Source organism: Sinomonas sp. P10A9 (genome assembly GCF_041022165.1).
In the GTDB taxonomy this organism is placed as follows: Bacteria; Actinomycetota; Actinomycetes; order Actinomycetales; family Micrococcaceae; genus Sinomonas; species Sinomonas puerhi.
Genome location: NZ_CP163302.1, coordinates 2,975,330 through 2,987,383, shown reverse-complemented (window position 1 = coordinate 2,987,383; position 12,054 = coordinate 2,975,330). Strand labels below are relative to the sequence as shown.

Annotated in this window: 12 protein-coding genes; 5 read left to right on the top strand and 7 right to left on the bottom strand. The window is 65.5% G+C overall.

Translation table 11 applies throughout. From position 1 onward, the window contains the following. Positions 1 to 40: 40 nt before the first annotated feature. From AB5L97_RS13635 to AB5L97_RS13620, 4 genes are all read right to left on the bottom strand, one after another. The gene (locus tag AB5L97_RS13635; RefSeq protein ID WP_369045066.1) at positions 41 to 1,090 is read right to left on the bottom strand and encodes a pilus assembly protein TadG-related protein; all 1,050 of its coding nucleotides are present in this window, start codon (positions 1,088 to 1,090) and stop codon (positions 41 to 43) included. Beyond that, positions 1,087 to 1,458 (bottom strand): TadE family protein, encoded by a 372-nt coding sequence (locus AB5L97_RS13630; protein WP_369045065.1) that lies wholly within the window; start codon positions 1,456 to 1,458, stop codon positions 1,087 to 1,089. Before AB5L97_RS13630 ends, AB5L97_RS13635 begins: the two co-directional genes overlap by 4 nt. Positions 1,459 to 1,519: 61 nt before the next feature. Next, complete coding sequence (locus tag AB5L97_RS13625; RefSeq protein WP_369045064.1) at positions 1,520 to 1,705, bottom strand: Flp family type IVb pilin; 186 nt, start codon at positions 1,703 to 1,705, stop codon at positions 1,520 to 1,522. A gap of 38 nt (positions 1,706 to 1,743) precedes the next feature. Then, positions 1,744 to 1,941, bottom strand: coding sequence for a Flp family type IVb pilin (locus tag AB5L97_RS13620; RefSeq protein ID WP_369045063.1), 198 nt, complete (start codon positions 1,939 to 1,941; stop codon positions 1,744 to 1,746). A gap of 492 nt (positions 1,942 to 2,433) precedes the next feature. On the opposite strand from AB5L97_RS13620, the gene rplM reads away from it, so the two are divergent. Then, on the top strand, positions 2,434 to 2,877 hold the full coding sequence (gene rplM / locus AB5L97_RS13615) for a 50S ribosomal protein L13 (protein WP_307955674.1): 444 nt from the start codon (positions 2,434 to 2,436) through the stop codon (positions 2,875 to 2,877). A 38-nt stretch (positions 2,878 to 2,915) separates the two neighbouring features. Continuing rightward, positions 2,916 to 3,422: a 30S ribosomal protein S9 gene (rpsI, locus tag AB5L97_RS13610; protein WP_307955675.1), complete on the top strand. Its 507-nt coding sequence runs from the start codon at positions 2,916 to 2,918 to the stop codon at positions 3,420 to 3,422. 58 nt (positions 3,423 to 3,480) lie between these two features. Here the strand turns inward: rpsI and AB5L97_RS13605 are convergent, their stop codons facing one another. From AB5L97_RS13605 to AB5L97_RS13595, 3 genes are read right to left on the bottom strand one after another with little or no spacing between them, the layout of a single operon-like run. Next, positions 3,481 to 5,334: a glycosyltransferase family 39 protein gene (locus AB5L97_RS13605; RefSeq protein ID WP_369045062.1), complete on the bottom strand. Its 1,854-nt coding sequence runs from the start codon at positions 5,332 to 5,334 to the stop codon at positions 3,481 to 3,483. Next, the gene (locus AB5L97_RS13600; RefSeq protein WP_369045061.1) at positions 5,315 to 7,177 is read right to left on the bottom strand and encodes an ArnT family glycosyltransferase; all 1,863 of its coding nucleotides are present in this window, start codon (positions 7,175 to 7,177) and stop codon (positions 5,315 to 5,317) included. Before AB5L97_RS13600 ends, AB5L97_RS13605 begins: the two co-directional genes overlap by 20 nt. Then, a complete protein-coding gene (locus tag AB5L97_RS13595; protein WP_307955677.1) occupies positions 7,178 to 8,419 on the bottom strand; it encodes a bifunctional glycosyltransferase family 2/GtrA family protein in 1,242 nt (413 codons plus the stop codon). Positions 8,420 to 8,548: 129 nt separating this feature from the next. Between AB5L97_RS13595 and ppk2 the strand changes: the two genes are divergently transcribed. Genes ppk2 through AB5L97_RS13580 form a run of 3 tightly spaced genes read left to right on the top strand, consistent with a single transcriptional unit; the run spans position 8,549 to position 12,001 of the window. After that, positions 8,549 to 9,484, top strand: a complete 936-nt coding sequence (gene ppk2 / locus AB5L97_RS13590; protein ID WP_369045060.1) for a polyphosphate kinase 2 — start codon at positions 8,549 to 8,551, stop codon at positions 9,482 to 9,484. Between the two features lie 48 nt (positions 9,485 to 9,532). Then, positions 9,533 to 10,888 (top strand): phosphoglucosamine mutase, encoded by a 1,356-nt coding sequence (gene glmM / locus AB5L97_RS13585; RefSeq protein WP_307955680.1) that lies wholly within the window; start codon positions 9,533 to 9,535, stop codon positions 10,886 to 10,888. Positions 10,889 to 10,924: 36 nt separating this feature from the next. Beyond that, on the top strand, positions 10,925 to 12,001 hold the full coding sequence (locus AB5L97_RS13580; RefSeq protein WP_369045059.1) for a methyltransferase: 1,077 nt from the start codon (positions 10,925 to 10,927) through the stop codon (positions 11,999 to 12,001). The last annotated feature ends 53 nt before the right edge of the window (positions 12,002 to 12,054 follow it).

The window sequence follows — 12,054 nt, the reverse complement described above, 5'->3', positions numbered from 1 at the left end:
CCAGTAGGCGGGTCCTCACGGGTATCTCCTTAGATGATTGCTACTTGATGAGGGTGACCACGGTGGTGCCGAGGTCCTGCCCTGAACCGGTCCCAGTGGAGGGGTCCACGGTGTCGAAGCGGACGAACTGCGCGATGACGCAGCGATCGTCGCCGGCGCTGCACGCGTACAGGGGATTGATTCCCAGGGCTGTCAGGTCCGAGGCCTTGTCATGGAACTCGTAGGGCGAGCCTGCGTTGGCGAAGTGCCAACCGTAGATCCGCAAGGTGGCGTAACCGAGGATGTGGAATTGACCCCCGGCCCCTTGAGCGATGGCCTGATCGAAGACGGGAAAGACCACGTTGACCTGGCCGCCGGCGTTGATGGTGTCGATCCATCCTTGCAGGATCGGCTGGCACGCCTGAAGCTGTGCCACTCCGTTCCCAGGATTGGATGGGATGTAGTCAGTCCCACTCGCCGTAGTTGCTTGGCACGGCCCCGACTGCGAAAGCCATCCCCAACCCCCTGCAATCACCGCACCAGACGGACCCGTACAGGTCATGCCGGGCTTCCACTCCAATTGCATGATGTTCCCGGCCTTCTGGCCGCTCTGGAGGTCGAAGCAACTGTTGGCGAAGGCGAGGGGAAAGCCACCTCCGTTTCCGGGTGGCTTCAAACTGACGGTCGCCTGCGCCCCCACGGTTGCGGGGGCTACGTTGAGGGCCTTGGCGAAGAGGGGCGTGAGGAATCCTGCCCCGCTCGCGCCATCCCTCGTCGAGGTTGTGACGACAACCTCCTGGAGGCCGTTGACTACCGGGAACGTCACCGATTGGATCGCCGAGGCGTTGTCATTCGCGTTGCCGTTGACCAGTGGCTGCGCAGCAGCAGTCCAAGCGCCCGCGTAAGACGAAGAGCAGGTCTGGTTCTTATAGCACTGCTGCCCGATGGCGATGGCGGCTGAGTCGGCTCCATTCTGGAGTTGAGCCCGCTCGGCATACACCTGACCGAGATCGACAGCCACCGCGCCGACCCCTATGAGGGCGAGCATGAGCACGACGGACAGGATGGCGATTGCACCGCGCTCCCCGTCGGCGCGGGTGCCCCGGATCATCCCCCACACCTCATAGCGCTGACGCCCGAGACGGTCCACGGCCCGGCAATGCCCGTGAGACTTGGCATCGAATACTGGATGCTTACGGTCACGGTTTGGTTTGGTGCACAGGACGAAGGGGAGAACGAATAGCTCAGCGGTCCGACCGTCGGTGCGGCCGCCGTGGCGGCCGCTGCCGCCGTGGATTGGCTGTTGCTGATCGCCATGGACCGGGCGGCTTCCCTGGCCGCTTGGGTGACGCTGATCTGCACGCGGAAGAAGTTGGCGAACTCGACGATGCCGAGCATCACCGCGAAGAAGAGCGGGGCGACGAGGACGAATTCGACCGCGACCGCGCCACGGTCTTTCGCTGCACGTCTGGACTTCATGATCCCCCCTCCATGGGATGTCTGCGCGGCTGGGCGGCTTGCCGCCCAGCCGCCAGCCGGTTCACCAGGTTGCGACTGTTGTCGCGAGGCTGTTGAACCACGTGTTCAGCGCGCCGCCGAAGGCCAACACGCCGACGGCGATGATGAGCGCGATGAGCCCGACGAGGAGCGCATACTCAGTGGCGGTGGCACCCTCTTCACCTGTAACGGTGATCGGCTCTACTTGGACTGTCTGTCCCTTTTCCATCTATCCCCCCTGGCTGTGGATCTGTTTCGGTGCATCTACTACCAGGTGGCGACCTTGGTGGCGAGCGCATTGAACCAGGTGTTCAGTGCGTTGCCGAAGGCGAGGACGCCGACGGCGATGATGAGCGCGATGAGGCCGACGAGGAGCGCGTACTCGGTGGCCGTGGCGCCCTTCTCCTTGTCGGTGCTGGTGAGGTCGTTCCAGAACGTCATGAGGGAGACCATGAGCTTGTCCATGATGGGGTCCTTTTCAAGCGTGTGAGACCAATGGCAACGTTGCCCCCTTATGAGCGCCGTCGGGTCTACAGCCGTCAGACTGTCATCCCCATCCGCGCTGGCGCACTACTCCTCTGTACTCGAATTTTTCGTTTCGAGTAACCTAAGAACTACCTAGTGCTAGGCCCGCATGTACTCAGTTCGTGAAAGCTGTGATTTGGGTAGTCGGGCGTCGCGCAGGCGTGCCCCTCGAAGGCGGGCCAGCAACGGTCGGTGGTGCCGCTTTGACCCGCCGTGCTGTGGCGGGATATCCTAGGTAGTCGTTGTGCGTGTCCTGACTCGATGATGCGCGCCGCGGGAGTGTCCAGTTGCAGGACGCAGGCTCCCGGGGTGCTATCGAGTAGCACGGGATGACTGGTCTGGGAGCCCTCACCTCTGGTCCGGTAGCGCACCGAAGACATAGGGGTGTATCTCACCGACCCCCTACCAGACCAAGAAACGAAGGCAATAACTGTGCGTACGTACACACCGAAGCCCGGCGACGCCGACCGTCAGTGGCACGTCATTGACGCCACCGACGTCGTTCTGGGTCGCCTTGCCAGCCAGACCGCAACACTGCTGCGCGGGAAGCACAAGCCGACCTTTGCGTCCCACATGGACATGGGCGATTTCGTCATCATCATCAACGCGGACAAGGTGGCCCTCACCGGCGCCAAGCTCCAGCAGAAGCGCGCCTACCGCCACTCGGGCTTCCCGGGCGGCCTGACCAGCGTCACCTACGCGGAGCTGCTCGAGAAGAACCCGGTCCGCGCCGTGGAGAAGGCCATCAAGGGCATGCTCCCGCACAACAAGCTGGCTGACCAGCAGATTTCCAAGCTCAAGGTCTACGCGGGCCCGAACCACCCGCACGCTGCCCAGCAGCCCAAGACCTTCGAGATCACCCAGGTCGCCCAGTAGTACTGGCCACTTCCAAAGAATTCATCAAGGAGAACACTGTGGCTCAGAACGAAGAGCTTGCCCCGGCCGCCGAGGCTGAGGAGACCCCCACCACTTACACGTCCGAGAGCGCCCCGGCGGCCGCCGAGGAAGCCAAGCGTGAGCGCCCCGCCCTCACGGTTGCCGGTGCCGCCGTCGGTCGTCGCAAGGAGGCAGTGGCCCGCGTCCGCGTTGTCCCCGGCACCGGCCAGTGGACCATCAACGGCCGCACGCTCGAGAACTACTTCCCGAACAAGCTGCACCAGCAGGAGGTGAACGACCCGTTCAAGCTCCTCGACCTAGAGGGCGCCTACGACGTGATCGTCCGCATCCACGGCGGTGGCCCGTCGGGCCAGGCCGGTGCAGTGCGCCTCGGCGTCTCGCGCTCGCTCAACGAGATCGACCTCGAGAACAACCGTCCGGCACTCAAGAAGGCCGGCTTCCTCACCCGCGACGCCCGCGTCGTGGAGCGCAAGAAGGCTGGTCTCAAGAAGGCCCGCCGCGCACCGCAGTACTCGAAGCGCTGATTCCTAGCCATTCATGCCGAAGGCCCGTTCCGCATCTGCGGGGCGGGCCTTTCGTCACTTAAGACAATGGCTCTGTCAGATCGTAGACGGCAACCCCACTGACATCCGTACGGCTGAAGTGGGTCGTGATCCAGTCCACCATCTGGAGCGTGCGATGAGATAGTGGCAATGAGTCAGCGACGTCGGCCCTGTGAATGTAGTACTGGACATCACCACCGGCGATCCAGGACTCAAGCTGCCCTTGAGACGGAAAGCCATCCGCTCCGTTGAATCCAGCCAGCGCAATGACCGGCACCCCTGTGTCGAGTTGGTACCGCGCGGCCGCCTCCCCGCCTAGGGTTATGGCCGCCCATTTCCGCGCTTTTGCGTGCTGAATGAGCGTGAACAGATCGTCCGAATTACGTTCTGCTGCGGATTGCACCGACCTCTTGCGGGCGTCGTCGAGGTGAAAGCTGTCCACGGCAGGGACTGGTCCCGAGAGAAAGAAAGTTCCATCCTGCGGATTGGTCATAGTGGCCACATCGAATCCTGCAGCCGGAACAGCGAGCAAGAAAACCAGCCCCATGGTGGTGATGCGCCGACCACTGTGACGTAATCGTCCGGGTAGAAATAGCCCAAGCACGGCGACAGAGCCGGTGATGAAGGACAACTTCGCGAGGTATTCCCATCCCGGTGGGAACCAGGACATCCACACCACGAGAAGTATCGATATTGTGGCGATGCCCAAGGCGAGAGCGGTGCGCCAAGCGGTGGCGGTATGTCTTCCTTTGATTATGGACTCAATGACCCATCCGCCAAGGAGCGCGGCGGGTATGGCGATGAATGACAGGTAATACGGGTGCATTCCGCCTTCCATGAAGCTGAATACAATAAACCCGACTGCAAACCACAGGCATAGGGCAGCGAGTGCGGCGTGAGTCTTGCGGGATCTGGCAGCGTGGGACGAGAGCAGAATGACGCCGAGGACTCCAACGATGAGGAACCCCAACAGCTCAGGGGCGTAGTTGAGTGTCAATAGTCGCGTCAAGCTTCCTGACGATTCGGTCGGTCCGCTTGCGCCAACCACTTGGATATCGCCTTGGTCGATCGCACCGCTCAGCCGTCCGATACCGTTGTAGCCGATTGTGAGGTCGATGAGGTCATTGTTTTTGGTGCCCCCTACCCATGGGCGGTTCTGTGCGGGCGTCGCCATGACAGGCACCATCCAAAGGAGTGACGGTCCGACGCTGGCCAGCGCCGCCCCGACGACTGCACGTGTGAGTCGCTTCCACTCGGGGAAGCGGAGAACCATCACTGCCATCAGGGAGGGTACGATCAGCAGGGCCTGTAGCTGCTTGGTGAGGATGCCGAGGCCTAGCAGGAACCCCGTCACGAGGCTGGCCGTGGAGAGCCTCTTGAGGCGCAGCACCGCCAAGACCGCCGCAGTGCAGAAGAAAACGAGAGGCGCGTCAGGATTGTTGATCCGCGACATGCTCACGTGGACAGGCACCGCTAACACCAGAATCCCAGAGAGTAGTGCCCATACGTGGCTCGTGTACGTGCGTGCGATGAAGTAGGCCAAGGACGCGCTGCCCGCACCCATGATGATGCTGGGCAGCAACACGGGGAAGGATCCAAGGCCGAAGACCGCGACGAGTGGCACCGTCAGCCAGACCGTAAACGGGGGTTTGTCGATGGACTCGCCGCCCGAGAGGTCGGAGGCGCCGAAGAATAGATTGTGGGGATTTGCCAAGGCTGATTGTGTAGCAGCGGCGTAGTAAGGATTCCCCAAGCCATTGATGCTGACATTCCAGCCGAGCCATACGATACCAGTTACAAAAACAAATGCGGCCACCTGCGCGTCGCGGCTGACGAGGACACGCATCACGCGGTTGCGCGTTCGGGTATTCGCGTCACGAAAGCCGATAGACACGGATATCGCCAACGTCGGTGCCTGAGTACACACTTCGAACCCAGCCGGTGACCTGGCGGGCTGGGGAATCGTGGAGCAAAGCTGTGTCCATAGACGGATCATCTATGAAATAGCAGATCTTGCCGTCTGCCACCCATGCCTTGAAGACGTCCAGAGTTGGCCACGGATCAACAGCCGAGAAGCCTCCGACGGCCATGACAGGCCTTCCCGTCGCCAGCTGGAGCTTTGCGGCACTCTGCGACGGCAAGGTAGCGGCCGCCCATCTGCACGATTCAGAGCTGTTCTTGAGCGTCTGGACCAGGTTTTCACTGGGGTCGGCTCCCATCGCGATGTCTCGCGCCCAGCGCGGGTCGCCGCGGCCCACATCTGCCAGGAATCGGCTAATACTGCCCTCCCGTGCAGTCACTCCGCCAGAGAGCGGATTGGAACCCTGATGGGGTGTGACCGCGTTGACGAAAGATGTTGCCAGGGGCGCTGCTAACAGGGAGAGCGCCGCAAGGCAGGCAGCCAACCGATCGACCGATTTCCAGGGGGGCTTCACCAACGTGACGATGCTAGCGGCCAACCCTGATCCCAGAACGAGCCAAGCCAGCCACCGGGGCCACAGGGCTACTGACAGCAGGATCCCTGCCGACGTGAGCGCCGTTGCCAGCACCCCCAAACCCGCGATGACTCGGATCAGGGGCTTGTGGTCTTGTGCGACGAGGATATGTACTGCCGCCCCCACTACCAGCGCGATCGGCACGCCCAGACTGGCCGTGTAGTACGTATGGATCTGGTCGCCCATGAAGCTCAGAGTGGCGAACGCGGTGATGAGCCAGACCCCTGCAGCCGCAGCGAACAACTGCGCGATCCGCCCTTGAACTCGGCGGATGGCGAGCGCGAGCAAGATGACGCCCGCACACGCCGCCGGGAGGAGCCAGGCCGCCTCCTGAGCGTAGTTGGCGTTGATTAGGCGCAAGAATCCCGCGTCACTTGCCACATCGCGGTACTGGGAGGGTATTAGCATCGCCACCGGGTCGTCTTGGCTCACGATCCGCTGCATCCCGTTGTAACCGAAGGTGAGCTCAATGGCGCTGTTCGTCGTCGACCCGCCCATGTACGGGCGCTGATCTTTGGGAGTCAGCTCAACGATTGCGAACCAGCTCGCCGCCGTCACCACGAATGGCAGCGCGGCAGATGTGGCCAGCCGCAGCATCTCGCGCGCCCGACCCCACGCGCCCGCAATCAGAACGGTTGCAAGAGCTGGAGCCACCAGCAGGGCCTGGAGCTGCTTGGTCAGGATGGCCAGGCCGAGGGCTACGCCTACGGCCACCGCCCACCTCGCCCGCCCCGTATCGACCGCCCTCAGGGCGCCAGCCAGCGCGAGAAGCAGCAGGAACATCATGAGCGGGTCAGGGTTGTTGTACCTGGACATGAGGACGACGATCGGCGTGGTCGCGAAGACTGCTGCCCCGACCAGCCCGGCTACGGGGGAGAGGTATCGGCGACCCATGACGAAGACGAGCGCCGTCGTGGCCACTCCCAAGAGAGCCTGCGGGAGCAGGAGGCCCCAGCTGTTCAGCCCGAACACGCGGACCGAGAGCCCGATGAGCCACAGGCTCAACGGCGGTTTGTCGACCGAGATGGCATTGCCCCAGTCACTGGAACCGAAGAAGAACGAAACGGGGTCATGCAGCCCGGCCTGCACTGCGGCCGAGTAGTAGGCGTTTGCCCAGCCATTCGCCGGGAGATTCCAGATGTTCAGGAACGCGCTTGCGGCCAGGATGATCGCGAGCCCGGCCCGCTCGAGCGATCCGAACCGGCGGTCCGAATGCACCGCGGATTCAGCGAGAGCCGCCATTCAGGCTGCATCCATCGCCCGCGCGGAGGCGGTGTCGGCGCGGACCCGGCCACCCGCCGTCGTGCGCCTTCGGAAGACCCACGCCTTGAGCAGCGCGAAGCGCATGACGGTGGCCACGACGTTGGCGGCCGTGAGGGTCACCAGTTCGGCAGTCGCGCCGGGATCCGTATTCAGGGCGTGAAGCACCACGAGAGACGAGGACGTAAGGCCCCACGCGAGCCCGAAGACGATGAGGCCCTGGAACTGCTGGACGCCATAGTGCGCAGGGCCGCTGATGCCGAAGGTAAAGCGCCGGTTCGCGGCAGTGTTCAGCACGGCGGTAATAAGCAGCGCCGAGAAGTTGGCCGGCTGGGCTCCCATGAGCGGCTGAAGCATGAGGTAGAGGACGGCGTAGGCGATCGTAGAGGCGACCCCCACCGCGCCGAAGCGCAGGACTTGGCCGAAGAATGACGGCGGCCGTACGGGGAGCAAGGGGCGACGGCCCAGCTCGGCGTAGATGGCGGCGAGGGGGATCCGGCCCAGGGCGAGGGATTTCGCAACACGGACGATCCCGCGCATGTCGTCCATGGCTGTCTGGGCAATGTCCACCGTGCTCGTGGGGTCGTCGGTCCAGTCGACCGGGATCTCGTGGATGCGAAGGCCTGCCCGCTCGGCCAGGACCAGTAGCTCGGTGTCGAAGAACCACGCGTTGTCCTCGACGTGCGGGAGCAGGGTGCGCGCCACGTCCGCTCGAAGTGCCTTGAACCCGCACTGGGCGTCCGAGAACCTCACACCGAGGGTGCCCTTGAGCATGACGTTGTACGTCCGCGAGATGATCTCCCGCTTGGGCCCGCGCACCACACGTGCGGTGCGGCCCAGCCGGGTGCCGATTGACATATCCGAATGCCCGGACAGCAGTGGGGCGATGAGCGGCGGGAGCGCTGCGAGGTCAGTGGAGAGATCGACGTCCAGATAGGCGACGACCTTCGCCGTGGACTCCATCCACGCCTGCCTGAGCGCGAAGCCACGGCCCTTCGTCTCGAGGCGCAGGTAACGGACCCCTTCGAGCTGGGCGGCGAGCGATTCGCCGATGGCGCGGGTGCCGTCAGTGCTCGCGTTGTCCGCGATGGTGACGACCCACGGAATCTGGAACGCCTCTTCGAGGTAGGCGACGAGCGACGTGACGGAGCCAGCCAGCGCATCCTCTTCGTTGTGCACCGGCACGACAATGTCGATGGCCGGCCCCCCATGGACCTCAGTCATGCGTTCAAAGCTACGGTGCGCGTGGGGGTACGTACTAGCTGATGCGGAGAATCGAGTACACGACAGGGTGGCCAAGTAGTGCCCAACTTCGCCCGGCTCAACACCGGGGCGCGGCGTTACCCTGAATCCATGGTTCCCGAGGATCCACGCCTTTCTGTGACCGAAGACTACGCGGCCGAGCTCGACGAGCTGCGCGAGATCGGCAAGGTCGACCACAGGGTCAGGCCCAGCGCCGACCCCGACGCGTGGCGGCACAGCTACCCCTACGAGCAGAAGCTCACCAGGCCCGCCTACGAACGCCAGAAGCGCGCCCTCCAGATCGAGCTCCTCAAGCTCCAGCTGTGGGTCAAGGACACCGGCCAGAAGGTCCTCATCCTCTTCGAGGGTCGCGACGCTGCTGGAAAGGGCGGGGCCATCAAGCGGTTCAACGAGCACCTGAACCCCCGCGGCGCTCGGATTGTGGCCCTCGAGAAGCCCACCGACGCCGAACGCACCCAGTGGTACTTCCAGCGCTACGTGTCCCATCTGCCCAGCGGCGGGGAGATCGTGATGATGGACCGCTCCTGGTACAACCGGGCCGGCGTCGAGCGGGTCATGGGCTACTGCACCGCGGCCGAATACCACGAGTTCATGCGCGAGGCGCCCGAGTTCGAGCGCATGCTCGTCAACTCCGGAATCCACCTGCACAAGCTGTGGTTCTCGGTGGGCCGCGAGGAGCAGCTCAACCGCTTCGCCTCCCGCGAGACGGACCCTGTGAAGCAGTGGAAGCTCTCACCCACCGACATGGCGAGCCTGGACAAGTGGGACGCCTACACCGCCGCCAAAGAGGCCATGTTCTTCTACACGGACACCGGGGACTCCCCGTGGACCGTCATCAAGAGCAACGACAAGAAGCGCGCCCGCCTCGAGGCCATGCGGTACATCCTCAACGTCACCCCGTATGACCGCAAGGACACCAAGGTGGCGCACGCCCCGGATCCGCTGATCGTCGGCACCGCCGCCGAGGTCCTCGAGGAAGGCGAGACCTACACCGCACAGTTCCCCGTGCTGCGGGCTGGGGCATAGCCCGGCTGTGACAAGGAAGGCCCTCCAGCCAGCCAGTAGACTGACCCGGTGACTAGGCTCTTCGGTACCGACGGCGTGCGGGGGCTGGCCAATGGCCTCCTCGATGCCCAGCTCGCCCTCAAGATCTCCCAGGCGGCGGCTGTCGTCCTCGGCCACCGGCAGGTTGCGGACGGCGCCCGGCCGCGCGCCGTCGTGGCCCGCGACCCCCGGGCCTCGGGCGAGTTCATCAGCGCCGCCGTTGAGGCCGGCCTCGCGAGCGCGGGCGTGGACGTGTACGACGCCGGCGTTCTCCCGACTCCTGCCGCCGCCTACCTCGTGGCGGACCTGGGCGCGGACTTCGGCGTCATGATCTCTGCCTCGCACAACCCGGCGCCGGACAACGGGATCAAGTTCTTCGCCCGCGGGGGCCACAAGCTCCCCGACGAGGTCGAGGACCAGATCGAGGCGCTCCTGATCGAGGAGCCGCACCGCCCCACGGGCGCCGGCGTGGGCCGCATCCAGCGGTTCGCCGATGCCGAGGACCGCTACATCGTCCACCTCCTCACCACCCTTCCGCACCGCCTCGACGGGCTCACCGTGGTCCTCGACTGCGCCAACGGAGCCGCCTCGGGCTGCTCGCCGCAGGTGTTCAAGGACGCTGGCGCCAACGTGATCGTGATCGGGGCCGAGCCAGACGGGCTCAACATCAACGACGGCGTGGGCTCCACCCACCTCGGCCCGCTGCAGGCGGCAGTGCTGGAGCACGGCGCGGACCTGGGCATCGCGCACGACGGCGACGCCGACCGCTGCCTCGCCGTGGACCATGAGGGCACCATCGTGGACGGCGACCAGATCATGGCCGTCCTGGGCCTGGCCCTCAAGGAGGCCGGGAAGCTGCGCGACAACGTGCTCGTGGCCACCGTGATGAGCAACCTGGGCCTCAAGCTCATGCTCCGCGACGCTGGCATCGCCGTCCGCGAGACCGCCGTGGGCGACCGCTACGTGCTCGAGGAGATGCGCGCCGGGGACTACTCCCTTGGCGGCGAGCAGTCCGGCCACGTCATCTTCTCCGACTACGCCACCACCGGCGACGGAGTCCTCACCGGCCTCCAGCTCGCCGCCCAGGTGGCCCGCACCGGCAAGCCCCTCAGGGACCTCGCCTCCGTCATGACCCGCCTCCCGCAGGTGCTCATCAACGTCAAGGGCGTGGATAAGGCGCGCGTCTCCGCGGACGACGGCGTGGCCGCGGCTGTCGCTTCCGCCGAGGCAGAGCTGGGGGAGACGGGGCGGGTGCTCCTGCGCCCCTCCGGCACCGAACCCGTGGTCCGCGTGATGGTGGAGGCTGCCGACGAGGGCACCGCCCAGGCCATCGCCGAGCGACTCGCGCGCGTGGTGCAAAGCCAACTCGCGCTCGAGACGGCCTGAGCCCAAGCACCTTGGGCGGGACGGTACGCTCGGCTCATGCGCACGCCGCCGCCCGCCGTCGTCCGAGCCGTCCAAAGCCTCAGCGGGGCCCTTGAACGGACTGCCGCGGCGCTCAAGCCGCCGCAGGCGCGCTTCCTCGAGGTCAGCGGGGGAGTCGCGGCCATCGCGCTCATGCGCGCGGCCGTGAACACTCGCCTCGCCGAGCCGCTCGCAGGCGGCCGGCGGACGGCGCCGGAGGTTGCCGCGGAGCTGGGCCTGCACGCCGACACCGTGCACCGCGTGCTGCGCGGCCTCGCAGTGTTCGGCCTCGTCAGGCTCGACCGCCGCGGTGGCTTCACCCTCACCCGCACGGGCCGGCTGCTGCTCGAGGACTCACCGCATTCGATGGCAGGGTGGGTGCGGTACGCGACGTCGGACGCGGTGCTCGCAGGCTGGCTGCGCCTTCCTGAGTCCCTCGCGGACGGCGAGCCTGCCTTCAACGCGGCCACGGGAACCACGCTGTGGGCACACCTCGCGGCACACCCGGACGAAGAGGCCAGCTTCGCCCGCACCATGCACGAGCTCACCCTCCTCGCGGCGCCTCTCATCGTCGCCGCCTACCCGTGGCCCGAGCACGGAACCGTGTGCGATGTGGGCGGGGGAGTCGGCGCGATGCTCGCCGCGGTGCTCCAGGCGTGCCCCGCCCTCGACGGCGTGCTGGTTGACCAGGCCGGTCCGCTCGCCGCCTCGGGTGAGTACCTGGCAGGTCGGGGAGTTGCAGAGCGCGTTCGCGCGGTCGAGGGCGACATCTTCACCGGCTTCGAGGCCCGCGCCGACGTGTACCTGCTCAAGGACGTTCTGCACGACTGGGATGACGAGCAATGCAGTCAGGTGCTCCGCACGGTCCGGGCTGCGGCCGCAACTGGCGCCCGGGTGCTGGTCCTCGAGTGGCTGCAGGAGCCCAACGTTGCCTCGTTCCCGGTCTCGATCTCGGACGTCATGATGCTGGCCCAGACCGAGGGGCGGCAGCGCTCGGCCGCCGAGCTCCAGGCCCTCGGCGCGGCGGCCGGCTTCCGGGCCGGCAGGGTCATCGATTCGGGCGTCTACGGAATCGTGGAGCTGATCGCCCAGTAGGGGCATCAGCGCGTTGCACCGACTCTTCCTACCGCGCCCGCGACCCCCGATAC